The following is a 25,304-nucleotide window of genomic DNA, read 5'->3' on the forward strand; positions in this document are numbered from 1 at the left end:
AAAATCTTTCCCGGTCAATCGTAAAAAAGATTCTGTTTTTTCCGAAGAACGGATTTATTTTTTTTTATTTCCCCCGATGTTAAAAGCGTGAAACCAATTTTCTTTTCCATTCTGATCTCCACTTTGTTTCCCCTATGTCTTTTTGCAGTGGAGACTCCGCCCGTTCTATTGCAATGGAAGTGGAAACAAAACCAGGTTTTGGAACTCAATGAATACCACGATGTTCTATTCCGGGTGGGCAAACACAGTGTTGCGCGCGAAGATAAAAACAGAGTTTTACTTAAAACCACGAAATGTGACACGGCCTCCTGCCAAGTGGATGCCTTGTTCAATACTTACGTTCGGTTTGGAAAAACGGAAGGACCTTACCGAAAGGACAAAGATTTCAAATCCAACTTTATCATTTTTAGAAACGGCAAGTACGAAGTGGCGGACGAATATGTAATGCCTAACCTGAGAAGTTTTCCTTCTTTTCCAGAAACAGCTGTTAACGCAGGAGACACTTGGAAAATTCCAGCAGAGGAATCTTTTGATTTTTCAGGAGAAAGAATCAAAGTCACGGTAGAACCGGAATATTATTTTCATGGAAAGTCAAAATGGGCTTACGAAGACAAATCAGGTTTCGCGGAAAAAATCACTTACACCTACCCGATCTATTATGATTCCTTATCCAAAAAAGATAAGATAAACAATGTCCCGAATAAGATTTTCGGATTTGCCCGGGGGACTGTATTTTTCAATGCAGAGAAAGGAATCCCGGAATACAAAGATGTAAAATTATCCTACACTTTTGTACTTCCCGACGGAACAGTCCAAGAAGCCAACTTTCATATCCACGGACTTTACCAATCACGCAAAAGTTTGAATGCGAACGAAAAGGAAAAATTCAAAGACGATGTATTGCAAGATCTGATTGTAGGAGGGGAAACTCTTTTAGGAAAAGGAAAGGACAATCCGAACGGAGAAGATCCGTCTCCTATCAGCGTTCGCACTACGGAAGACGGAGTTACATTCTCTCTCGATTCGATCCTATTTGATTTCAATGACTCCAAGTTGAAGCCCGAAGCGGAAGAAGCAGTTCGTAAAATCGCCGAAATTCTGAAAAAACATCCTGAACGGGAAGTAAGAGTTTCGGGACATACCGACAATATCGGTAAAAAAGATTACAATCTCAAACTCTCCGAAGAAAGAGCGAAGTCCGTATTACATAAATTAGTTGAAAATCACAAAATGGAAGAAAATCATATTTCCTTCAAAGGATACGGAGACGAAGTTCCTGTGGCACCAAACGACTCGGAAGAAAACCGTAAAAAAAACAGACGAGTGGAAATCACTCTGGTACTTGATTAATTTACGTTGATATCCAATCCCACCGAATAAGGGGGAACAATCGGATCAGTGACGGTTTTTCCCCTTTCGACCAATGTTTCCATTTGTTTGCGAATCTCAATCAGAATTGAAGCGATTCCTTCCCGTTTATTGGACTGGTAATCCCGAAAGAAAGGTTTCACGGAAAAAGCGGGAGAAACTAAAACATGAGCGGTATTTGCTCTCAATTCCGTTTTTCCGAAGATATGTTTTTCAAAACTGTAGATCCACTCGAACAAACGTTCGGCGGAAGGCCATTGGATCAGGTTTTTAGGTTTTGTGATTAGAAAAGTATAAGCCATATCTACAAGTTGCCTTGCTCTTTGAATATCTTTTTCAGTAAGATGTTTCGGAGTATTGGGAAGAGGAGTTCCTGCCTCAATGCTATCCAAAGAAGTAAATAGATCCCTGATTTTTTGTATAGCATGGTCCGTATCATGAAAGGTAACATTTAAAATGGCTGCGGCTTGGTTTAAAGCGGTATGGCGTGCCCTACCCAATCTGTAATCAAAATCTTTTCCTTCTATATCTGTCCTGGTAACACCTAATTCATATTCGGTTTCTTCCAAAAGAACCCTGCCTACCGTTAAAAATCTGCGAAGAAGTGTTCTCCCTCCGGGGAAAATTTTCAACTTCTTTTCTATTCGTTGTAAGGAAGTCTCCACTTGATTTAAAATACTATCTCTCGACCCGGAGATTGCATATTTAACGAATGTAGGCTGGATGAATAAATCTGCGGTGGGATCTTTTTTCAAGGCATCTTCCAATCCCCAAAAAGCAAGCTGCGCCATGCCGGGCATAAAAGGAACCAAGTTGTCATTTTCTCCCGAGCGCATTCCTTCCGGGTACAAAACCAATTTGCCTTCCGGTTCGGATAAAATCTTGCGAGCCATCTTGATCGCATCCCTATCGGCTCCACCAGATAACACGGAAAAGGCGCCAACTCTTTTGATCACTTCTCCTACGATTCCGAATCCCCAATTGAATATATTTCGGGAAGCCATATAATGAAAACGGGTTCCTATTTTATTGGCAAGGTAATATGCAATGGCAGGTTCCGTATCGGAAGGATGATTGGAGAGATAGATAAATCTTTTTTTGCGAAGATCCTGTAGTTGTTTTTCATCTTCCCGTCTGATCTCCACTCCGTCCAGATTGAACATTAACTTTGTAATGATAGGAAAACCCAGATCAAGAGTCCAAGCTAAAGGTAGCTCAAAAGAAGGGGGGATAAATGATGATTTCATATATAGTGTCTAGATAGAATGTACGAAACTAGTAAGGTTTTCTAGCATTTTATTCATGAATGTAGCCCCAAGTCTCCAGAATTTTTTTCACTTCCTTCCCCATCTCTTTTTGTGCAGTGGATTCGGAGTCTCCGCTGAAACTTGCATCATTATAAATCCAAGGCAGACCGGACTTATCCCAACCGGAAGGTTCCCTTTCCGAAGTTAGTAATTCTTTCAAAAGCCTGGGAGTCGCCCAAACAAATTCCAAACCCCATCGACCTACCCGGTAGGAAACTGGCAAACCGTCCCGATAGAGTCTGAAATCCGCTTCCAATTCAGGATTTACAGTGAGAAATATAAGTTCTTCCGAGTTCCCGCTTATATTCTTTTGATACTGGATTTGTTTTGCCGAAGTCGATTGAATCAAAGTATCTTTGGGAACTATCCAATCATAGATCGATCCCTGGACTTGTAAATTCCCACTGTCGTTGCAAACGGATTTTCCGCAAGGCGGCAATTGCAGATGAATTTTGTTTCTATTCAAAAACCGACCTGTTTGGAAAATCTCGCGCGCAGAAGAAAGTAAGGCTTGCGAATCACGACTTGTATCTTGTGAAAGATTTGTTTTTTCTGCCGGATCTTTTTTTAAATCATATAATTCTTCCGACATCGTATGAGCTTCTCCGTCGAATTTTCGCCTAACGGTAGTAAAACCAGGATACCTTCTGATATATTTGAACTCTTCCGTGCGCAATGACTCGGACATCCTTCCTTCCGTATAAATGGTTTTTTCCTTTGGATTTTCAGAATCCCCGAAAATAAACGAAGAATAATCAACTCCCCTGAACTGTTTGGGATCGAACGGCAGATTCAGTAGTCCTAGCACAGTCGGGACCAAGGACAAAAGGGATGACTGACCGGAAATTTTTCGATTTTCTATTTTTGCTTCAACCGACCTGGGGGGTTTGATAAAATAAGGGACATTGATTTCTTCGTCATAATGGGTTTCTCCATGACCAAAACGGGTCTTCATGATAAAATGATAACTATAATCATGATGAGGACTGAACAATTCTCCATGATCTCCGGTAACAATGATCAGACTGTCATCATATAGGTTTTTATCTTTCAGGGTTTTTAGCAAACGACCGACTTCACGATCCGTATAAAACATTTCTCCGATATAACGCTGAACAGGTGATTCGAATTTATAAAACACTTCGGGAGGAATCATCTTTTTGACAAGAGCCATATCTTCCGAAGGAGGAGAATAGGAAGCATGGGGAGTATTCAAATTGAAATGAAGGAAAAAAGGTCTTTGCCCGATTTCATCTACAAAAGAAACAGCATGATCCGTGAGCGCGGGAGTATCCAAAATATCCATCCCCACTTGGAAAGAATTATGAAATCCCAAATCAATTCCCACGGTTGTGTAATCCAAAAAGAAGACATTATTCATCACCGTTTTGGTATAATATCCGTTCTCTCTCAAAATGTTTGTTAGATTGTATCTCTTTTTGCCGTAATAAACCTTTCTTTGATAAGGCTTTGTAGTAAACCAGGAATTGCCGAGACCCAGATTGGAAGAATATTCCGAATGAAAAAAAGATATCATCGAAGGTTTCGTCCAATTTCCGTTGGAAAAAGGATTTTCAAAAAACACGGATTCTTTTGCCAACTGATCCATATTAGGCGTAATTGGATAAGGAAATCCGTATGATCCGAAAAAATCTTTTCTCGCCGAATCCAAAACAATCAAAATCACGTTTGGTTTTTTAGAATGGTCTTGAAAATAAAGAATCGGTTCCGCCAAATACAGATGGGAATTCTCCGATTTCCAAATGAATTTGATATTTTGATGAACTGAGATCTGCAATCCGATCGATTTCCAATTTTCCCGATTGTCATCTTCAAAAACAAAGGATTGGATTTCTTTTCCGTCCACTTCCAAGGACAATGTTCCTTTCAAACCGGAAGAGTTGATACTTTCTCCCAGGATCCCGGCAGAGAATTTAAAATCATAATCACCTTTTTCAATTTTAAAAAAATAACTGGAGTTTGGTGGTAAATACAACGCGTCCAGGGAATGATTGATAAATAGAGTTTTGTCCGTATTGAAAGTGATCTGGGTATTTTCCCATTTTCTTTCGATGGGCAAACCCGAATGTCTTCCCGGATTTTTTTTCCAGTGGTAAGGAAGAGGATCTTTGTCGGGAAATTTTCCCTCCACCTTCGTGCCGGGCAACGCCAACAAACGAGTCAGATCGTATGCAATTCCGGTTTGGTCTTTTTGTTCCGAGCAAAATTCCAAACCCCCGCAAAAAATCAAAAGGAAAAACGGATTTAAAAATCGGAACTTGATTTGAGAAAAAGGAAAGTACATCCAAGAACAAGGATTTGGAAATTGTGTGGGGAGGAAATTCGATAATTGAAAAAGACAAAGAGAAAATATCGGAAAAACCTGTTGGAAAATAAGGCCCGGAGGCAACCGACCGAACTCTCCCAAAGAGATCTCCCAACCGTATGCAAAATATTACGGGAACTGCCATTCCAGCAATCGAATACGGTTGGGAAAGAGGAGCACTGATGTCTCCGAAGGGTTTGGAAAAAGCTTAAATGCAAAAATAATATTTTTTATTTTCGCATTTACATACTCGGCTGATTCCAAGGAAATAAGTCGAAAAAAGAGAACTTACACAAAAAGATTTGGCGGCAAAAAATCGAAACTTCACAACCAACGATGGCTAGAATCGAATCGGGAAATTACGAGAATCTTTCTCTTTCATTTATTGATTGTTATGCGAAATCGTTGAAATGTATTCCTCCAAACATAGATAATACTTTTGTAGCGAATCAATAAGGAATGTTATTAAAAAATCATTGACACAAGGCACACATTGTCATCACATTTACATAGGTGAAAAATTATCGCTGGGATCTGGAAAAAGACGAGATTTTAAGAAAAGAAAGGGGGATTTCTTTCGAATTAATTTTATACCAAATCGAAAACGGATTTCTCTTAGATATTATTAAACATCCAAATATAAATAAATATCCGAACCAGTCTATTTTCATTATTGAAATAGAAAACTATGCTTACTTAGTTCCATTTATTGAGACGAAAGATGAAATTTTTCTTAAAACAATTATCCCTAGCAGAAAAGCTACTCGCAATTATCTTTTAAAGGAAGGCGGAGACGATGAAATCTAAAATTAACAAAGAATCCAAAAAACTTTCATCACTTTCTAAAGAAGAAGATGATATTCTCTCATCTTATGAAGCTGGTGAGTGGGTATCTGTAGGTCTAAATAAAAAATTGATTAGCAGATACCAGAAAGCAGCCTCTGCTACACTCGCAAAAAACAAAAGAATCAATATTAGGCTAAACCAATTAGATTTACAATCTATTCAAAAGAAAGCTTTTGAGGAAGGTTTACCTTATCAAACTTTTATTTCTAGTTTAATTCATAAGTTTGTCACCGGCAAACTAGTAGAAAAATAATTCAAGTAATCAACGGCTTCGCATAACTACGCCTTACCGCTAGGCTGCGGGATTCGCTTTCGCTCACCCTTGCTCGGGCTAAAGCCACATTGTCCTCCGTAACGTTTCTTGCCTAAGCAAGAAAACAGGCCGACGCTAACGGCTTGATGAGGCTCAGCTACGGATAACGTCAGTAGTGATGGACGATATCACTTCTTACATTGCATTCGTAGGATTCGGAGATAAAGAAGAGAAAATCATAGCAGAAACAGCAATAATGATAGCTAGTTATTTATACAAAGAGTAACATAAACACTTTATAAAAAAAGTATTTCGGAAAACGACGTCTTGAGCGGAATCAGGTTCCATCAGCTAATCGCAACTACCATCACAAACAAACTCCGTCGTATTCCAAAGCACCCGCACTGTTTGGTGCCGTCCTTGTCGTTCCATAAAAATCGATCGTCGATCCACCCGTCCCGATCTGAGTCGTTTGGCATGGGGAATTCACGGTGAATGTCCAATTTTTATTGGTGCCGAAATTGGAAATGAACATAGGATTTTGCAGCAGGTTTCCCGTGGAAGAAATACCGTTCAGATGGTTGGCCGGACAACCGGCAATGGCAGGATAACCGACACCGCAGATCGTATCATAACTTTGGCTGGTATTTCCGTTATAAAACAATACGGAGCAGTTGTGCATTACGTTCAGGTCGAATCTAAATAACGATGAAGCTGACGCGTATTTGACGCAATACCTCACATTGGTTAAAGATTCCACCATAAATATATTGTTTTGGATATCCGTTGCATTGGTTATCCCTTTTAAATTCAAGCCGACGGATTCGCTGGTAGGTACGGGTGAGGATGTGGTACCGGAAGAAACGGTATTATTATAAACTTGAGTGACCGCATTATTTCCGTCTAACGTCATCCCTTCGGAAATCGCAGTCCCTGTCGCTGAAATGCTAGTGCCTCCGTCTACAAAATTATTATGGATGGAAAAAGTGGCGCCGCTGAAAATCTGCAATCCCACCGAATATGCGTTATTTGATCCTAAATTCCGACTCACTCCTCCGAAAACCCGATTCTGCTGAAACCGGGAAGCAGAAGTTCCATTGCTTAAATAAACTGCGTAACTAGCTGAGAAGCCTGCAGAGTCCGCAGTAGAAGTTCCCGCACTTACGGTATTTCCAAACATATCGAATGAGCCTGCTTGTGAATAGATTCCGAAACCGGTAGCAGTCCCTGCAGTGTTACTTACACTTCCTCCGGAAACGGTATTGTAATAAACATTTCCGCCTCCCGTCAGATAAATTCCGTAAGAAAACAAAACTCCGCTTCCTCCCAAAATCACATTTCCTTGTTTGGTGGCATTATTCCCCACGTTAAGTCCCATATTGGAAGCGAAATGAAGTCCTTTTGTAGTATTTGCGGAACCGCCCAAAATATAATTTCCGATTAAAACCCCACCGATGGACTGTTGCAAGAAAAGACCGACACTGAGAGACCCTGCGGTTCCGGCTGTCACAGTACCTCCCGAAAAAACATTGAACCTTACCAATGTAAAGTCGGGAGAGGAAGTGGCATTTGCATACATTCCGTAAGTAATACAGCTAGGCGTATTGCAACTTCCTCCCAAAACCTGGTTGTATTGCAAAATGGGATAGGTGGTGCTAACCGTGTTGTTATAATAAATTCCCGCCGTATTACAACTATTAGGCAAACACGCTCCTCCGAAAATGGAATTTAGCACAATTGCCCCCGCATTCGGATCGGCAAGACTGCTGCCTCCGAAATTTACCAAAGACAATCCCGCGACAGCATTGCCCGCGCCGCCTTCCAGGGAGTTATTGGAAACGATAGGATTTCCTCCCAGAATATGCATAGCAGCCGAATCGGCAGTTGCTGCCACTGTGGCTCCGATCATACGAAAGCCGTCGATCACTGTTTTGTTGGAAATGGTACTGTCAATCCAAAGGGTTGAACAAGGATTTACTCCGATCACTGCCGCAGTACACACAGCGGCGTTAGGTGTTGAGTTTCGAAGAATAGTCAATTTGGCGGATGTATTTCTGGTAGCAAAACCTGTTCCGGCGGTGTAACCGCCGAAAAGAGAAATACCATCCCGAACCAGAATAAAATTTTTCGCCAAAGGAACGTCCGTCGCTTCATAGGTTCCGTCTTCCACAAGCACAACACAATCTTTAGTTGCAAAACAAGCGGAAACCACCAAATCATCAATCGCTTTGTGGACGGTTAAAAACGGATCGGATACGGTTAGTCCGGTATTGGAATCATTTCCCGTAGTAGAAACGTAACGAATCGCAGAAGGTACCGTATAACGGAAACTTGTCGATGCATTGGCAAGACTGTTTCCGCCTACGCTGACACAACTCAAGGGGACAGCCTTGGAGCCCGGAGTCCAAGTGCTGACTCCCGGAGACAAAATTAAAGTATCATCCGGTATATTTGTAGTTGTGACGGAATACTGAATTGCGCCTGCATCGGCTCTCGGCATAACTGCGGCAGTGACAGGACAACTACCCGCATTCACAGCTTCTGAAAATTGCAATCTGACAGTTTGGTTCGGTAGTAAAGCGGAAAGATTGGCGGGAGTCTGTGCAAGCACACTGAAACAATTCACACTTGCAATAATGTTCGTACCCGCGATTGTTCCGTTGACTGAACCGGTTAGGGCGCAAGTATGAAGCGCCGGTTGATTGGAGATGGAAAGGGAATAACCTGCACCGTTTACCAAATCACTGGGAAAATAATGTGTGCCGTTCGCACTGACAGTCAAAGATTCGGTGCCTTGATTGAGTGTCAGAGTTCCGGAAGCAAGACCGGTTACATTTACGGCGACACCATATGAAGTAGCTGCACCACAACTAATAGAAAGGGAGGTGATATTGGCTGTGGAAAAAGTTCCGGAACCGCCGGTTAAAGTACAAGTTTGACTGGGATGAGAAGGTTGGGTAGTAACTGAGACGGAATAAACACTTCCTTCCGCATATATATGGCTCGGAAAGGCAAAAGTTCCCGAGGGATTTGTAACTAAAGCCGTATCGGTTCCGTTGTTCGTCAAAGTCACACCCGTAAAACCTAAAAGACCGGTGATATTTCCACCTAATGTATATTTAGTGGTATCGCAATTTATGTTGATGGATTTTACGTCACTCGTCCCCATTACTCCTTCTCCCCCGGACACGGTACAATTCTGAGTAGGTGAAGCAGGTTGTGTTTTCACTGTGACGGTATAATTGGAACCCGAAGGAATCATTTCGACAAAAGACTCTTCTCCGTTTTGAGAAATAGCTAGAGTGAACGAATTGTTTAAAGAAAGAACGAGGCCCTTTCCCGATAGACCGTTTACAGTCACGAAAATTTTAGGAGCGGATGAACTTTTACTTTGAGTCCTCAGAAGGCTAAATGCGTCCAAAATGCTTTTTTCCAATTTTGGAATGCAAGCTTCCAAAAAGAGAAAGGAAAAAAGACTCAGAAAAAAGAGAAAGGACCGGCTCAAATGTGACATAAACTTTATTTTGATCCCTTCTCTATAGTACAACAATCCAAGCTTGTTCATTTTCTTTTTTTTACCACAAATATAACTCATACCGTTCGATACTGCCATGAAAAGTTCTTTCTTTTTCCCTTTCCTACCGTGAATTTAGCATACTATGAGTATATGGGAACAAGCCTACTCCCGCGAGGAGTCTACATTTAATAATAAGGACGGTGGTAAAATTTATTACCAAGTCTTTCGACCGAAAAGCGGTGCCAAAAGAGTGCTCGTGGTTCACCACGGATTTGGAGAACATGGTGGTCGCTATACTAACTTATTAGACGCAATTGCAGAAAAAGGATATGTAGTTTATTTAATTGATGCAAGAGGACACGGGCGTTCCGAGGGAAGACGAGGTGTAATAGACCATTATACTGATTTTTTTGCAGATTTAAAACAACTCATCGACATCGCCAAACAAAAAGAAGGCGTAAAAAAAGTTACCCTACTCGGCCACTCAATGGGTGCCGTTGTCACTTTTCTATACACAGGAACGGACAATAACCAGGAAGACCTGGACGGTCTAGTCGTCAGTGCGCTTGCCATCAAAGTCCAGACCGACTTCGTTATGGATGTAAAAAAGGCAGCAGGCGGTTTCCTGGCAAAACTTCTACCTACACTTACAATTCCTGCGGGTCTTGATGTAAATATGATCTCGCATGACAGGGATGTTGTGGCAGCTTATGTAAACGATCCTTTGGTTCATGGAAACGTATCCACCTACCTGGGTGATTTTTTGCTTAATGTATATCCTTTGGCTTTGGAATCTGCGGAAAAGATAAAGGTTCCTATTTATATGTTTCACGGAAAAGAAGACCAAATCGCGGTTTATTCGGGAACTTCCGATGCATTCGAAAAGGTTGCCTCAAAAGACAAAACTTTGAAATTATTTGACGGATTGTACCACGAATCCATGAACGAAACTCCCGCAGAACGAGCTCTCGTCTTCAAAGAGTTAGTTGCATGGATTGACAAACACTAAGGAGAAAATGAGCCTATGGCTGTTAGCAAAGATATAGTTGGAAAAAAACTAGATCGTTTTGAATTTACCGTAGAGCGGGGCAAGATCAGGGAATTTTGCCTTGCTATCAACGAAAAGAACCCGATTTACTTCGATTTGGAAGAAGCGAAAAAGGCCGGTTATACGGACATTCCCGCACCGCCTACTTTCCCGACCGTAATTCAATTTTGGGGATACCCTAAAATTTGGAATGATATGGCGGAACTTGGAATCGATCTTTCCAAAATCCTTCACTTAAAAGAAGAATACACCTATCATAAAATCCTCTATCCGGGAAAAGTTTCCGCTCAATCCGAAATCTCGGATGTAAAAGTGGGAAGAGCGGAAATCGTTACTTTCAAAACCACAATTTTTGACGCATCGGAAGATCCGATTCTTTCCGCAGAAATGGCAATTTTCATTCGTAAGGACTAAGTTAGGAGGATTTAAACAATGGCAAAACTCAAATTTGATAGCGTAGAAGTAGGACAAACACTTCCTCCTCTTGACGTTCCCGTCATCGAACATGCGAATTTAGTTCGTTATGCGGGAGCATCGGGAGACTTTAATCCCATCCATAACGATCCTGATTTTGCACGCAAAGCGGGCCTTGACGGAACCATCTCTCACGGTATGTATGTGATGGCACAAGTCGGTAGACTTTGCACTTCCTGGGCGGACCAAAAGGACATCGCATATTTCGGAGTGACCTTCAAAGCGATGACCAAGCTTGGAGAAAAACTCACTTGTGTGGGAACGATCAAAAAGAAGTTTGAAAAAGACGGCAGAAAAACAGTGACCGTACTAGTTGAAGCCAAAAACGAAGCTGGAGAAGTGAAAGCAGGCGGAGATTTAGTCATCAACGCAGTTTAACTTTCCATGATTTCAGTCTCAGGTGGTTACTAAAAACACCTGAGACAATGTTTCCTTATTTATGTTAAATGGTTGGAATCGTTCCACCATCGATTATATATTCTGTGCCAGACAAATACCCTGCACGCGGAGATACCAAAAACCCAACAAGCTCTGCAACTTCTTCAGGTTCAGCTGGTCTTCCCATGGGAATGCCACCCAATGAATCCATTAATCCTTGCAATGCGACCTCAAGACTACTCCCCGAACTTTCCGCCAATCGTTGAATCATTCTGTCTGCAGCGCTTGTTTTGATAAAGCCAGGTGAAACAGTTAAGACTCTTACACCTTTAGGTGATACTTCATTCGACAAACTTTTGCTATAGTTGATTAACCCAGCTTTCGCAGCCGCATAAGGCAACGTTGATTCATACAAAGGAAGTGTTCCTTGAATGGATGCAATGTGAACGATCACACCAGATTTTTTTCCTAGCATATAAGGCAATAATCCTCGGTCCAATCTCACTGGAGCCAAAAGATTGGTAGCAATTGTTGTTTCCCAATCTGTATCCGTCAGTCGAGCAAAGCCGCCTCCTGGTGTTTCCGATCCACCTAAGTTGTTGATAAGAATATCCACTCCGCCAAACTCCATTTGGATCTCTTTTACGACTTTCTCAGTTCCCTCTGGTTTACTTAAATCGGCAGAGATAAAATGAGTGATTCCTTCGGACTCTTCAGGTGTAATTCTGGCTGTTACAACAACCTTTGCCCCCGCCTGGGTGAGTCGTTTGACAATTGCTTTTCCCGTTCCTTTGGTACCACCAGTGACCAAAGCTATTTTTTCTCTTAACTCATTATCGAAATTCCCATTTTGATCCATTGTTTTCCTCTGAGCTGGATTCTTTTCTATGTATTGTAGGTGCAAGTATGAAATAATTTGTATATACTGATAAATTTTTCACTATGATACTTTTTGGAACTATAGAAAACTACAATTATGACTCTAAAGAAAGAAACGATCACACTCGATTGCGGCTTAGACCTGGTGGGAGAAGTTTTGTATGGTAAATGGAAAATGCGTTTGCTGTATTTTATTAATGAAGGTCATAAACGCCCAAGTGAACTTCAGCGTAAAATTCCTGATGCCACTCGCAGGGTTTTGCATTTGCAATTAAGAGAACTGGAAGAACATGAACTTGTTTCCAAGATAATCTATCCGCAAGTTCCGCCTAAAGTCGAATACAGTTTAACGGAATTTGGAAAAAGCATAATCCCTCTCATTTCTTCCTTTGGCCAATGGGCGGATAAACACGACGAACAGTTACGCCGAGTCATTGCCAAATAATAGATCACTTCAACTAAGTTAGAACGAAACATATATTTGTTTAGAAGAAAAAAATATAAATAAAAAAATAGTCTGGGGTTCTTATCCGGTCTATATAAGAAGAGTCCAATCAGCTCATTCATTTAAAATCTCTATATAGGCTATACAATGACAAACATCGATAAAAAAGCTCCGGTATTAGTAACAGGAGGCAGCGGTTATATTGCTTCCTGGATCATCAAATATTTATTAGAAGACGGTATCTCCGTCAGAACCACTGTCCGCAACCTGAGAGATCTCAAGAAAGTGGAACATCTCCTGGAATTATCTAAAAAATTTCCAGGCAAACTGGAGTTATTCGAAGCAGACTTAATCGCAAACGGATCTTTCGATCAGGCTGTCAAAGGAACCGAACTTGTGATTCATACGGCATCTCCTTTCTTTATTTCGGGAATCAAAGATGCGCAAAAACAACTCGTAGAACCAGCGTTACAAGGAACTAGAAATGTTCTGGAATCCGTCAATAAAGCGGATTCCGTCAAACGGGTGGTTTTAACATCCAGCGTTGCCTCCATTTACGGAGACAACATCGATGCGGCAAATGTTCCGGGAAATAAACTCACAGAAGAACATTGGAATACATCCAGCAGTCTATCCCACCAACCTTATCCTTATTCCAAAACATTGGCGGAAAAAGAAGCTTGGGAAATCAATAAAAATCAAAACCGTTGGGATCTGCTTGTGATCAATCCATCCTTTGTCATGGGACCTTCCGTTTCCAACAGGGTGGATGGAACAAGCGTGGACTTTATGTTGTCCATGGTGAATGGAAAATTCAAGTCAGGTGTTCCCAATACTTTGATCGGATTTGTGGATGTAAGAGATGTGGCCAAAGCTCATATACTTGCAGGTTTTACTCCTTCTGCCAAAGGTAGACATATCACATCCGCACAGACACTTCCTATGTTAGGTGCAGCAAAGATCCTTCGCGAAAAATTCGGGAAAAAATACCCGATTCCTACCGGAGAGCTTCCTAAATTTTTGGTGTATCTGGTAGGACCTTTCTTCGGACTCTCCTGGGCAAATACTTCCCGCAATGTGGGAATTCCTTTCGACCTGGACAATTCCTACAGCCAAAAAGATCTAGGCCTTAAATACAGACCTCTTTCCGAAACATTTGTAGAACATATAGAACAATTGGAAGCGGCGAAGTTGATTTAAAAATAGATCAACTTGCTCTTGCTAGCTGGAAACAGAGGGATCCATTTTTAGCTAGCCTTATCCCTGTTTATCTTGCGAAAACAAATCATATAGAAGTATTTCTTGTATTACCACCCTCCCATACTTCCCCCTCCCGATGAGGAGGAAGATGAAGATCCTGAGCGTGAGCTTGAGGAACCCGAAGATGTAGGACGGGAACCCGCTGAAAATTCGGACAATCCGTCCAAGGTATCCCAACTAACGCTCGCTCCACCGCCTGCGGAAGTTCCCCCGCCGCCGGAAAAACTTTTTTCCGAAGCGGAACTGCCGGAATCTACCGAGGATGTTTTTATACGCGAAGATCTTTTTTGTTTTCTGCCTTCATTTTCAATTTCAATCGAACCAATCCCAGACAATACCAAAAGATGAGAGGCGTCGTTTTTCTCTTTATGCCTCTTTAAAATTTCATTGTACAATCCGAGTGCGACAAAGTCCATCGAGTCTTTCCCCGATAACTCGGACAGGTCTCCGTTTTGTATATAATCCTTGATTGCATCCTTTAATTTCTTTTTCACAAAGACAAGCCACTGATCGTCTATTTCCGAAGCAACCGGAATATAATAGAAAAAGAACATAAATAGAAATGCGGATAGAAACAGAGCAAAAGAATTTTCTATTTCAAAAAGGTTGTAAGTAATTAATAATAACAAGACTCCGGTAATCAGCTCCGGCAACCGAAGGGACCTTTTTAAAAAATAGTCCTTTTGATTGTTTAATTTTAAATTGGAAAGAGGAACCCAATCGAAAATAGAAAACACAAAAGAAAGAATCATATAAGCAAATAAAATGAAAGCGTATGGAACTAATATGTGCAGAAAAATCGGATAACCGTAAAAGATAAAATTCACTAAGGGAAACAGTATCAAAGAAAATAGAAGCCAGCGGGAAAAAAATTTCGATTCAAAACTATTTGCTTCCTTCGAATAACGGGAATAAACTTCCGAATGCAAGGAAAAATAGCCGTGTTTCTTTTTATAATACTTTTTTATTTCTACATCAGTAGTCCGATCGGAATCTACAAATAGTTTATCTAAAATTTCCTTTTCTGACTTAGTGAGCGAATCTTTGGATACGAGCAATACAAACTCAACCAAACCACCTGCCTGATGGATTTGAATTTTGCCCTCGGCCACAAGCCTTCCCAAAAATACGGAAGATACTTTTTTCAAATCGAATTGGATTGCTATACTTTCGGCAGAATTTTTTCTCAAATAAGACAAAACATCTTTTGGAGAAAGATTTAGTTTTTTGCTTTTCCATCGGAGGAAAGTGAAAGACAATAAATAGAATAGTAAAAAACAGAAAACGTGGCTAACGATGACGATCGCCGCTCTTTTCCAAAAAACCATCTCATCCGTGTTATACCAATTTTCCAGGAAATAGGAAGGGCCGGGGCCGGTCCATGTTCCGTTTTTTTCAGGCAGAAAGAAAAACTCGGAACTGTATACATAGAACTCGGAAGGAACCAAAGGTTTACTACTTTCGAAATGAAAATCTTTCCGTCCTTTCGGATGTTCCCATTCCTTATCCCAATTCAAATTCAATTGGAATTTTCGGATGGAATCTTTGCGATCCCGGGCCAAAAAGTCATGATTGATTTCATATGCGCCCTTTTCTTCATGCTTAGTTAGAATATTTCTATATTCTAACTTAATCCGATAGGTTAAAACCTCGTCCTGAAACGGGGGATCATTGTCTTCCCTCGAACGTATCTTCAGTTCTTTTTTATTTGAAAAGGAGTATCTATCCTTGGTTTCCGTATCTCCCTCGTCGAGAATCCGCCAGATTTTGTCTTTGCCTAGTTTTTCGACGGAAATCAGATCAATGGATTGTCCTCTTTTGAAATCGTAATGACGATAAGGTCCCCTCCAGTCACCGTTGAATCGGATACTTTGAATTTCTTCTACGGAAAGAGTTCCATTCGAAGACAAGTGAGCGTTTACTTCTACTTTGTCCCAAGAAAGTGTTTTCTCGTCTTCCCACTCTGCAAAAGAAACTTCTGGCAAAACAAAAAAGAAAATAAGAATAAAGCGAAAAATATATTTCATTCAAAGAACCTTTGGGTAGATCATTATACCTGAAAATAAATTTACCACAGCAAAATTATTTGAGTTTGCTTTGCTTGTATTTTTCCTTTTTTTATGTTTTCATTTGTAAATGGAAGCAAGTCAAGGTCCGGACTGGGATGTTCATATTTTTTTCACACCCGATTATTTGGAAACGGGAAATGAAAAACAAAGATCCCTTCATTCGGATCTTTCCAATCATAAAATCATTTCCAAACTGTCCGGGTTTTATCCTCTGATTGCAGGAACGATTCCTTTAGGCATTGATACGGAAAATAGCGATGTGGATATACTCACTTATCACAACAACCAGAATCACTTGATTAAAATCGCTTACGCAAAATTCCGTCATTATTTCAATTTCTCTTACGAAACCAAAGACTTCGACGGAGAACCTTCGGTAAAAGTTTCCTTTCAAACAAGTTTGTTTTCTTATGAAATTTTTTCTCAAAAGATAAAACCGGAAAATCAAAAAGGTTTTTTACATATGGTTGCGGAAAAACGGTTTTTGGATTTGGCGGATGCTGATTTCAAAAATCAAATCATAGAAAAGAAAAAACAAGGAATGAAAACAGAACCTGCTTTCTGTGAGGTGTTGGGACAAAAAGGAGATCCTTATCAAATCCTTTTGGATCTGGGAAGATCTTCCGACGAAACATTGAAAGAAATTTTGAAATCCAACCACTTTAAACTAAAGTAAAACAAACACAAATCACCGGGAACTTACCGATTACTCCGAATACATTTTAGTCCGCTTCCAGTTTTGGTAATCCTCTTTCAAACAATGTCCGCAAGGGCGATAACCTCGATGAATTGCTTCTTTCTCAGAAGAAAAAAACACCCTATTTTCTCTTTTCATTCGTTTTCCCGACTTACAGCCCAACTTTCCGTAAATTTTAAGTTTTGCATTTCCCCCGAGAACTATGATTCGGTTTCGGATTTGCTTTCGAAGTTCCGTATCGCTGATTTGATTGTGTCGGATCATAGTTCGATTTGCCGGATAATGTTATGATACAGGCAGAGATTGCTTTTCCCAACCCGAATCTTGCGAAAGTTTTTTAATTAATGTAAGAGGTACCACAAACTATGTCCTATCCCTCTCTTTTTCGACTCTTGCTTTAAAAAAATGAGTTGGAACTAGATTTATCCGGGTAAAACTTTCCTATAGAGATGACTCCTACACGCGCTGTTCAATCTTTTATCAATGCCAAAAAAGAAGGAATCGACGTTCCTACTTCCACCCTAGAAACCATTCGCAATTTCCGCAAATGGAGAGAACCGGAGTTGATCGGTCTTCGCAATGCCTCTTCCTATTATCCCGATATCTATATAGAAAAAGGAATGGAAGAAGAGATTACCAGACTCTTAACAATAGTTAAAAATAGAAACGTAGCCCATAAATTCTAATGAACCCAAACCAACCTAAGGTCCTCTACCAAGAGGCAAACCCTTACGGTTCTTTTACTGCCTTTCTCGAAGACGACGGAAGAACCATTTATCTTTACTTGCAATCCCATAACAATCCGGAGTGGCCGATGAAATCACTTTGGATTCGTAATCTCATTGATGCACCTGAGGAAAGAGATCCCGATGATTTCAGCAAAGGACTCGCACCGGTTCACACAAAAAAAGAAACCAGTACCATCCACGCCTTGCCCAGTTTGAAAGAAGAGGAAATTCATTTCATCTGGTCGGAAGAAGGAGATGCAGTCGCACTCTTTGTAAATGAAGAGCTCTATGCGTATCTTCCTCCTTGGTCGGGAGTCAAAGGAATACACGGCTACTCCAAAGAAGCAAAAGAAGACGCGGCCGCAGCATCTCCCTTAGGCGATGTGAACAACGGAGTCATTGCGGAACGAGTGAAAGAATCACGCAAGTTTTGGGAAACCGTTTCCGAAAAAAATCATTGGAATAAACTCCAAACATTACGATTGAATTTTTTGGAAGAACGATTGGGAAAACACGATAAATACTGGTCTGCTGACGGAGGAAAGTATCCTTCCCTCGGAATCGCATCTTTTTTACCAAAAGAATTTCCAGGAATCAAAATATTCTCAACAGTTGGAATGAGTGCACAAAACCAACCGTCTGTTGAACTCTATCATAAAAATTTTGAAGATTTTGCACGCATTGAATTGGTATTTGCCATAAAACTTTCCAACGAATACGAAGATCATTCCGAATCTTGGATACAACATGTACTGGGAGAAATGATCAAATTTCCTTGGAACACAGGAATCTGGTTCGGACATTCTCATACAATTCAAAACCCGCGCAAAGATCCGGACCAACTCTATTTGGATTTCAGTTGGTTTGTTCTCAAAAATATAACGGATGAATTGGATAAAGATCAAAATTTTCCCTATCCCAAGTTAAATGGACTCATTTCGGAAAACGGAAGAAGAGTGAACTATCTATTTTTAGTTCCTATCTCTGTGGAAGAACGAATTTGTTTTCAAAGAGAAGGTTCTGCAAAGTTTTGGGACACTTGGGTCAAAGAAGGCTTCAGTTTTTTCCATGAATCCGAGCGAAGAATGTTGGAATTCTAAGTTTGTAGTCGGAAAAATTACGAATCAAAAGATAGAATCTGTCCGTTACTCATAGTGATATGGCAGAGACTTACACTAAATTTTTTAATCTGGAATTCGAACCATTTGACATGGATCGAATTTTCGAAGCACGTAATGAATCGACCGGGTTCTTTCTTTCTACCGTTTTTCAAAAACGTTTCTCCGAAGAAGTCAATTTGAAACGCCATGAAGATCAAAAACTTTGGTTTCTTTCAAAAAATTTACGATACCTTGCCCTAGATGGAATCCAGAAGGTTGCAGATGATAACGGAAAGCTTGAAAGCGCTTCTATCCTCTACCTATTGGTGTTTTTTGATCATTCTTCCATCACTGAACTTGGTTTTGAAGATACTTGTCATATTCTAATGAAGAGATACGATCTATCTTCTCTCATTTTAAAACTTCCGGACTCGGATCATTTGGAAATTTGGGGAAAAGACTCCACACGTAAGGTGTATAAGAATGTTTCCCATCCTAACATCGATTCATTACTCAAATCACTCTTTCAATCCATCAATAAGAAGGATCATTTTCAATTTGTAGGGATAGAAAGGCCGAACTTAGATAAAAAACAAGGGATTTCCATGGGAAGAAGGGGATTTACGCGCGCAATTGCGTAATCATATCATTGCCCTTAAAATGAAAAAACCCGCAAGTTTTGCGGGTTCACACAATCTTTCTTCGAAAGAATCGAAGTAAAGAGTCTTATGTTTGAATAAGCAGCTTACTTCTTTTTCGCAGCTTTCTTTTTTGCAGCCTTTTTCTTTGCGGCTTTCTTTTTTGCAGCTTTCTTTTTAGCAACCATTGGTATCGTCCTTATCTTTTGATTTCAAAAAACCACTGTCCTTGGCAAACAGCAAGTCGATTGATACGACATAATTAATTCATCTCAATATTGTTGTAAAGAAAAAATATTTTTTTGTAGGAATTTTATTTCATTTTTTATTTTTTCATAAAATAGACTAATACACATTCTACGAAACTCTAACAACAACCTTACCAATTGTCTTACCACTTCGAAAATAATCCAATGCAGGTATCAATTCATCGAAAGAAAACACTTCACCTATCCTTTGTGGTGATAAATTCAGCTCACTCAGTGATGAAAAATGTTTTTTTAACTCTAACTTTTCATTCCAAAGCCATATTAGATTAAATCCCATCACAGATTTATTGTCTGAGATCATAGAAAGAGGGTCAATCGATGGTCTAGTTAGGTAATGATACGCAAGTTTGAACCAATTTCTATGTGATGAACTAGGTGTAAACACTGCACTTCCATAAGTGACAAGCCTTCCCATTGGCGATAACAATGTATAACTGTCTGAAAAATATTGTCCACCAGTGCATTCTAAGACCAAATCCAATCGTTTTTCCAATAAAATTCTCTTCATCTCTTGTTTAAATGCTTTAGAGCGTGTTAAATATGCATCGAAACCTTCTTCTTGTAGGATAGAATACTTTGATTCATTACCTACAAGACCTATGGTAAACGCATTCCACTTCTTTGCGATTCGATTAGCAAGTATCCCTACACCACCTGCAGCACTATGAATGAGAACTGTTTGTGAATTTTTTAAATTACCAAGCGGTAATAATGCATAATAAGCAGTGAGTGCTTGCGCTGGAAATGCTGCGCCTTCCTCAAAGGACCAAGCTTTCGGAAGTGCAAATATATAATCTTTTTGTATATTAAGATGAGTTGCGTATGCACCGAATCTTGTAGTGCCATAAACGGAATCACCTATCCGAAAATCTTTTACATCTTCTCCCTTAGAAATGATGATGCCTGAAAATTCAAGACCGGGAATAAAACTTTCTTTCGGAGTGGCCGAATATAATCCGAAAACGGAAAAAACATCGGCAAAATTAAATCCGATCGCTTTCACTTGAATGGTAACTTCGTCTTTTGCGGGAGAAGAAAGTTCTTCCTCCATTCGTTTCAAACCTTGCAAAGACCCCGTTTTTACAACTCGATATACTTCTCTCTTCATAATATTTTATAAAAAAATCGAATTCCATTGAAAAGAAAAGATTTTTCCATGGCATTAAGTCCCATAAGTTGGGGAAATCAAGAGAGAATGCAGTTGGAATTGAAACAAACCCCCCTCTATCAAATTCACAAAGAACTAGGAGCCAAAATGGTTCCATTCGGAGGTTGGGATATGCCCGTCCAATACACGGGAATCATCCAAGAACACCAAGCGACAAGAACTCATGCAGGTTTATTTGATGTCTCTCATATGGGTGAGATTTTTATCACAGGAAGTGAAGCAGACATTCTTTCTCTTTTGGAAAAAACAACCTGCAATCAAATTTCTTCCCTATACGACGGACAAGTTCAGTACAACGCAGTGCTCAATGAGAACGGCGGACTCGTAGATGATATCACTGTGTATCGTTTTTCTTCCACAAAGTACATGGTTTGTTCGAACGCATCGAATTATCCCGCTGTTGCAGCACATTTGCAAAAGTATGTTTCCGGAAATTGTAAAGTGGAAGATGTAAGTAAAGACTGGCACCAAATCGCATTGCAAGGACCGAATGCGAATCAAATCTTGGAAAACTATCTGGGAAAAGATCTAAGCCAACTTCTCTATTATCATTTTATCGAATTGGAATTAAATGGTGAGACGATCATTCTCTCGCGTACTGGTTATACAGGAGAAGACGGATTTGAAATTTATACTTCTCACTCTCTCGGATTAAAACTTTGGAATGAATTGCTGGCACAAGGAAAAGATTTGGGACTTGTTCCCGTAGGTCTTGGTGCCCGCGATACACTCCGACTCGAAGCAAAGTATCCTTTGTACGGACATGAACTGAATGCGGAATGGTCTCCGGTAGAATCCGGGATCGGTTTTATCGTAAAAGAAAAAAATCCCCCTTACTTTGCTTATGATCGGATTCAAAAAGATAAAAAAGAAAATCCTAAAAAGAAAGTAGTAGGAATCATTTTACAGGAACCGGGTGTGTTGCGCGAAAATTTTCCCGTCTTTTCTTCGGATGGAAAAGAAATCGGAAAAACAACTTCGGGAACACATTCTCCTACCAGAAAAGAATCTTTGGGACTTGCCATGCTTGATTTTGAATTCACCAAAAATCAAACGGAAGTATTCGTAGAGATTCGCGGACAAAAGAAAAAAGCAAAAGTAGAAACGGGGGCTTTCATCAAAGGAAGCGTTCGTAATCAAAAACAATCATAAATCAAAGAATCACAAAATATTTTAAAGAGGAAAAACAATGGCAGTAACAGAAGCAAAAGACGGATACTATTATACGGAAAAACACGAATGGGTGAAAGTTGAAGGAGACGTTGCTCTTGTTGGGATTACCGATTTCGCACAGAATGCATTAGGTGACATCGTATTCATCGATTTACCGAAAGTAGGCAAAAAAATTAATCAAAAAGACAGCTTGGGAACAATCGAATCCGTAAAAGCCGCAGAAGATTTATACGCACCTGTCTCGGGAGAAGTTTCCGAAACAAATGCATCTTTGTCCGCTACTCCGGGCAATGTAAACACCGCACCTTTTGATTCCTGGATGGTAAAACTGAAAGGGATCAAGCCGGAAGAACTGAAAGGATTACTCTCAGCTTCCCAATACAAAGAATACGTATCCAAGCTAGATTGATTTCAGGAGAAAACAGTTGAAGACATATACCCAATCCAATCTAAACTCCGTCGATGGAACTTACGAAGAAACTCTCGCACCAAGCGATACATTTTTACGCAGACATGTCGGTTCAAACCAAGACAAAGTGAATGAGATGCTCGATGTGATCGGCTATAAAACTTTGGATACTTTGATTGATGATGCCGTTCCGAAAAACATCAGATTGAAAAAAACTTTGGAACTACCGAAGCCATTGGGTGAATATGCACTTCAAACGGAACTGAAAAAGATTGTTTCCAAAAACAAAATCTTTCGTTCTTATATCGGACTCGGTTATCATTCTTGCATCACTCCTCCAGTGATCCAAAGAAATATTTTGGAAAATCCCGGTTGGTATACCTCTTACACTCCCTACCAAGCGGAGATTGCACAAGGTAGAATGGAAGCTCTCATCAATTTTCAAACGATGATCACCGATCTTACCGGAATGGAAATCGCAAACGCTTCTCTTTTGGATGAAGGAACTGCTGCTGCCGAAGCGATGAATATGTTATTCTCCTTGAAAGAAGACAGCCAAGGTAAATCTTTCTTTGTTTCTCAATCCGTTCATCCTCAAACTTTAGATGTGATTCGAACACGTGCCATTCCTCTCGGAATCAATATTGTTGTCGGGTCTTTTAAAAAGATGGTTCCTTCTACTGATTTTTTCGGAGCTATTGTTCAATATCCTTCTACAGATGGAACCGTATTTGATTTTTCCGAATTCATTGCCAAATTACACGAAGTAGGTGCAAAGTCCGTTGTTGCTGCGGATTTACTCGCACTTACCATATTAAAATCACCCGGTGAAATGAATGCGGATGTGGTAGTGGGAAGTTCCCAAAGATTCGGATTGCCTCTCGGATTCGGCGGACCACATGCAGGATACTTTGCAACCAAAGAAGAATTCAAAAGAAATATGCCCGGGCGACTCATAGGCGTATCGAAAGACGCGCAAGGAAAACCGGGTTATCGTTTGTCTTTACAAACCCGCGAACAACACATCCGACGGGACAAAGCCACTTCCAATATTTGCACGGCGCAAGTATTACTGGCTGTCTTATCTTCCATGTATGCAGTTTATCACGGACCGAAAGGTTTGAAACAAATTGCATCCAGAGTACATCGAATGACGACTCTACTTGCTACCGGTTTGGAAAAACTTGGCTACAAAGTAGTATCAAAACCGTATTTCGATACCATTCGAGTAGAACTTTCCAAAATCACTTCGGCAGAGATCATTCGTTATGCGGAAGACAAGGAAATCAATCTTCGTTCCATTTCCCAACACGTCATCAGTGTATCTTTGGATGAGACTACAACACTTTCCGACATCCAAGACTTGTTGGAAGTGTTCAATGAAAACAAAGCGACTCATTTTTCCGCAGAAGAACTGGCTCAAAAAGAAGAATGGGCTATTCCTGAAATTTTAGAAAGAAAGTCTTCTTACCTCACACATCCTGTTTTCAACAGCTTTCATACGGAAACCGAGATGCTTCGTTATATCCGAAGACTGGAAGGAAAAGATCTATCACTTACTACTTCGATGATCGCACTGGGTTCCTGTACGATGAAACTCAACGCATCCACGGAAATGTATCCCGTGACTTGGCCCGAATTGTCAAATATCCATCCTTTTGTTCCTGAAAACCAAACGGAAGGATACAGAAAACTATTCGGCCAATTGGAAAAATGGCTCTGTGAAATCACTGGTTTTGCGGAAGTATCCTTACAACCTAACGCAGGTTCGCAAGGAGAATATGCAGGTTTGATGGCAATTCGCAACTATCATCAAAGTAGAAACGACAATCATAGAAATATTTGTCTGATTCCTATTTCCGCGCACGGAACAAATCCCGCTTCGGCAGTGATGGCAGGATTCCAAGTGGTTGCGGTGAATTGCGATGATAACGGAAACATTGATGTTGCCGACCTAAAGAAAAAAGCAATCGAACATAAAAATGATCTGGGTGCTTTAATGGTAACCTATCCTTCCACTCACGGAGTGTTCGAAGAATCCATCGTGGAGATTTGCAACTCAATTCATGAGAATGGCGGCCAGGTTTATATGGACGGTGCCAATATGAATGCACAAGTAGGACTCACTCGTCCCGCCGATATAGGTGCCGACGTATGCCATTTGAATTTGCACAAAACATTTTGTATCCCTCATGGAGGTGGCGGACCAGGTGTCGGACCCATCGGTGTGGCGGAACATTTGGCTTCCTTTCTTCCGGGACATAGCCTGATTGAAAACGGATCGAATAACAGCCAGTGGGCGGTCTCTTCCGCTCCCTGGGGAAGCGCTTCCATCGTTGTGATTTCCTGGGCATACATTGCGATGCTCGGATTCGAAGGATTACAATACTCAACCAAACTTGCCATTTTGAATGCAAACTACATTGCGAAGCGACTTAGCTCTTCTTTCCCTGTTTTGTACAAAGGAAACAAAGATCTGGTAGCTCATGAATGTATTCTGGATATGCGCGGATTCAAAAAAGCAAGCGGAGTGGAAGTGGAAGATATCGCCAAACGTCTGATAGATTTCGGATTTCACTCACCTACTATGTCTTTCCCTGTTCCGGGCACTCTTATGGTAGAGCCTACAGAATCCGAATCAAAAGAAGAACTGGATCGTTTCATTGATTCCATGCTCAGCATTTTTTCCGAAATCAAAGACATCGAATCGGGAGTTCTGGACAAAACGGACAATCCTTTGAAAAACTCTCCGCATACTGCCGAAGTGGTGATTTCCGATTCTTGGAATCATAAATATTCCAGAGAACGTGCGGCTTATCCGCTTCCTTGGTTACGAACTCGCAAATTTTGGCCGAGCGTGGGAAGAGTGGACAATGTGTACGGCGATAGAAACCTGATCTGCTCCTGCATTCCGATGGAACAGTACAGTTAGGATTCGCAGAAGCGCCACCC

Annotated in this window: 22 protein-coding genes and 1 pseudogene; 16 read left to right on the forward strand and 7 right to left on the reverse strand. The window is 40.5% G+C overall.

What is annotated here, in order from left to right:
- Window positions 1-87 precede the first annotated feature (87 nt).
- On the forward strand, window positions 88-1,350 hold the full coding sequence (locus EHS11_RS12120) for an OmpA family protein (RefSeq protein ID WP_135764670.1): 1,263 nt from the start codon (window positions 88-90) through the stop codon (window positions 1,348-1,350).
- Here EHS11_RS12120 and EHS11_RS12125 read toward each other — a convergent pair.
- Window positions 1,347-2,615, reverse strand: a complete 1,269-nt coding sequence (locus EHS11_RS12125) for a lysophospholipid acyltransferase family protein (RefSeq protein WP_135764671.1) — start codon at window positions 2,613-2,615, stop codon at window positions 1,347-1,349. The two genes, EHS11_RS12120 and EHS11_RS12125, sit on opposite strands and share 4 nt — an antisense overlap.
- Window positions 2,616-2,664: 49 nt before the next feature.
- Entirely contained in the window at window positions 2,665-4,980 is a 2,316-nt protein-coding gene (locus EHS11_RS12130) for a sulfatase (RefSeq protein ID WP_135764672.1), read from the reverse strand.
- 296 nt (window positions 4,981-5,276) lie between these two features.
- Here EHS11_RS12130 and EHS11_RS20195 point away from each other — a divergent pair.
- The 3 genes and pseudogenes from EHS11_RS20195 to EHS11_RS12145 form a co-directional block, all read left to right on the forward strand.
- A pseudogene (locus tag EHS11_RS20195) lies at window positions 5,277-5,457 on the forward strand (helix-turn-helix transcriptional regulator); the annotation flags it as partial.
- A gap of 57 nt (window positions 5,458-5,514) precedes the next feature.
- Complete coding sequence (locus EHS11_RS12140) at window positions 5,515-5,808, forward strand: BrnT family toxin (protein ID WP_135764673.1); 294 nt, start codon at window positions 5,515-5,517, stop codon at window positions 5,806-5,808.
- The gene (locus EHS11_RS12145) at window positions 5,798-6,100 is read left to right on the forward strand and encodes an antitoxin (protein ID WP_135764674.1); all 303 of its coding nucleotides are present in this window, start codon (window positions 5,798-5,800) and stop codon (window positions 6,098-6,100) included. The genes EHS11_RS12140 and EHS11_RS12145 overlap by 11 nt, the downstream gene beginning before the upstream one ends.
- 367 nt (window positions 6,101-6,467) lie before the next feature.
- Here EHS11_RS12145 and EHS11_RS12150 read toward each other — a convergent pair whose 3' ends face one another.
- Window positions 6,468-9,713 carry a beta strand repeat-containing protein gene (locus EHS11_RS12150; RefSeq protein WP_135764675.1) on the reverse strand — a complete coding sequence of 1,082 codons (3,246 nt, stop codon included), beginning with the start codon at window positions 9,711-9,713 and terminating at the stop codon, window positions 6,468-6,470.
- Between the two features lie 46 nt (window positions 9,714-9,759).
- Here EHS11_RS12150 and EHS11_RS12155 point away from each other — a divergent pair, with 46 nt between their 5' ends.
- Genes EHS11_RS12155 through EHS11_RS12165 form a run of 3 tightly spaced genes read left to right on the forward strand, consistent with a single transcriptional unit; the run spans window position 9,760 to window position 11,517 of the window.
- Entirely contained in the window at window positions 9,760-10,626 is an 867-nt protein-coding gene (locus EHS11_RS12155) for an alpha/beta hydrolase (protein WP_135764676.1), read from the forward strand.
- Between the two features lie 15 nt (window positions 10,627-10,641).
- Window positions 10,642-11,079, forward strand: coding sequence for an FAS1-like dehydratase domain-containing protein (locus tag EHS11_RS12160; RefSeq protein ID WP_135764677.1), 438 nt, complete (start codon window positions 10,642-10,644; stop codon window positions 11,077-11,079).
- Window positions 11,080-11,097: 18 nt separating this feature from the next.
- Complete coding sequence (locus tag EHS11_RS12165) at window positions 11,098-11,517, forward strand: MaoC family dehydratase (RefSeq protein WP_135764678.1); 420 nt, start codon at window positions 11,098-11,100, stop codon at window positions 11,515-11,517.
- A gap of 64 nt (window positions 11,518-11,581) precedes the next feature.
- On the opposite strand, the gene EHS11_RS12170 is transcribed toward EHS11_RS12165, so the two are convergent.
- Complete coding sequence (locus tag EHS11_RS12170) at window positions 11,582-12,376, reverse strand: SDR family oxidoreductase (protein WP_135764679.1); 795 nt, start codon at window positions 12,374-12,376, stop codon at window positions 11,582-11,584.
- A 117-nt stretch (window positions 12,377-12,493) separates the two neighbouring features.
- Between EHS11_RS12170 and EHS11_RS12175 the strand changes: the two genes are divergently transcribed.
- Entirely contained in the window at window positions 12,494-12,841 is a 348-nt protein-coding gene (locus EHS11_RS12175; protein ID WP_135764680.1) for a winged helix-turn-helix transcriptional regulator, read from the forward strand.
- A gap of 147 nt (window positions 12,842-12,988) precedes the next feature.
- Window positions 12,989-14,041, forward strand: a complete 1,053-nt coding sequence (locus EHS11_RS12180) for an SDR family oxidoreductase (protein ID WP_135764681.1) — start codon at window positions 12,989-12,991, stop codon at window positions 14,039-14,041.
- 107 nt (window positions 14,042-14,148) lie between these two features.
- On the opposite strand, the gene EHS11_RS12185 is transcribed toward EHS11_RS12180, so the two are convergent.
- Window positions 14,149-16,128 carry a DUF2207 domain-containing protein gene (locus EHS11_RS12185; RefSeq protein WP_135764682.1) on the reverse strand — a complete coding sequence of 660 codons (1,980 nt, stop codon included), beginning with the start codon at window positions 16,126-16,128 and terminating at the stop codon, window positions 14,149-14,151.
- 109 nt (window positions 16,129-16,237) lie between these two features.
- Here EHS11_RS12185 and EHS11_RS12190 point away from each other — a divergent pair, with 109 nt between their 5' ends.
- Window positions 16,238-16,846: a DUF4269 domain-containing protein gene (locus EHS11_RS12190; RefSeq protein ID WP_135764683.1), complete on the forward strand. Its 609-nt coding sequence runs from the start codon at window positions 16,238-16,240 to the stop codon at window positions 16,844-16,846.
- Window positions 16,847-16,876: 30 nt separating this feature from the next.
- Here the strand turns inward: EHS11_RS12190 and EHS11_RS12195 are convergent, their stop codons facing one another.
- A complete protein-coding gene (locus EHS11_RS12195) occupies window positions 16,877-17,131 on the reverse strand; it encodes an Ada metal-binding domain-containing protein (protein ID WP_135764684.1) in 255 nt (84 codons plus the stop codon).
- Window positions 17,132-17,316: 185 nt separating this feature from the next.
- Here EHS11_RS12195 and EHS11_RS12200 point away from each other — a divergent pair, with 185 nt between their 5' ends.
- The 3 genes from EHS11_RS12200 to EHS11_RS12210 all read left to right on the forward strand — a co-directional run bounded on the left by EHS11_RS12200 (window position 17,317) and on the right by EHS11_RS12210 (window position 19,336).
- Window positions 17,317-17,553: a hypothetical protein gene (locus tag EHS11_RS12200; RefSeq protein ID WP_135764685.1), complete on the forward strand. Its 237-nt coding sequence runs from the start codon at window positions 17,317-17,319 to the stop codon at window positions 17,551-17,553.
- Entirely contained in the window at window positions 17,553-18,695 is a 1,143-nt protein-coding gene (locus EHS11_RS12205; protein ID WP_135764686.1) for a suppressor of fused domain protein, read from the forward strand. Before EHS11_RS12200 ends, EHS11_RS12205 begins: the two co-directional genes overlap by 1 nt.
- 110 nt (window positions 18,696-18,805) lie before the next feature.
- Complete coding sequence (locus tag EHS11_RS12210; protein WP_246047841.1) at window positions 18,806-19,336, forward strand: hypothetical protein; 531 nt, start codon at window positions 18,806-18,808, stop codon at window positions 19,334-19,336.
- A gap of 354 nt (window positions 19,337-19,690) precedes the next feature.
- Here EHS11_RS12210 and EHS11_RS12220 read toward each other — a convergent pair whose 3' ends face one another.
- On the reverse strand, window positions 19,691-20,710 hold the full coding sequence (locus EHS11_RS12220; RefSeq protein ID WP_135764688.1) for a synaptic vesicle VAT-1 family membrane protein: 1,020 nt from the start codon (window positions 20,708-20,710) through the stop codon (window positions 19,691-19,693).
- Between the two features lie 87 nt (window positions 20,711-20,797).
- On the opposite strand from EHS11_RS12220, the gene gcvT reads away from it, so the two are divergent.
- Genes gcvT through gcvP form a run of 3 tightly spaced genes read left to right on the forward strand, consistent with a single transcriptional unit; the run spans window position 20,798 to window position 25,284 of the window.
- Complete coding sequence (gcvT, locus tag EHS11_RS12225; protein WP_167884429.1) at window positions 20,798-21,922, forward strand: glycine cleavage system aminomethyltransferase GcvT; 1,125 nt, start codon at window positions 20,798-20,800, stop codon at window positions 21,920-21,922.
- Between the two features lie 37 nt (window positions 21,923-21,959).
- On the forward strand, window positions 21,960-22,352 hold the full coding sequence (gcvH, locus tag EHS11_RS12230; protein ID WP_135764690.1) for a glycine cleavage system protein GcvH: 393 nt from the start codon (window positions 21,960-21,962) through the stop codon (window positions 22,350-22,352).
- Window positions 22,353-22,368: 16 nt separating this feature from the next.
- Window positions 22,369-25,284, forward strand: coding sequence for an aminomethyl-transferring glycine dehydrogenase (gene gcvP / locus EHS11_RS12235; RefSeq protein ID WP_135764691.1), 2,916 nt, complete (start codon window positions 22,369-22,371; stop codon window positions 25,282-25,284).
- Window positions 25,285-25,304: the final 20 nt, after the last annotated feature.

This window comes from Leptospira ilyithenensis (assembly GCF_004771005.1).
GTDB lineage: Bacteria > Spirochaetota > Leptospiria > Leptospirales > Leptospiraceae > Leptospira_A > Leptospira_A ilyithenensis.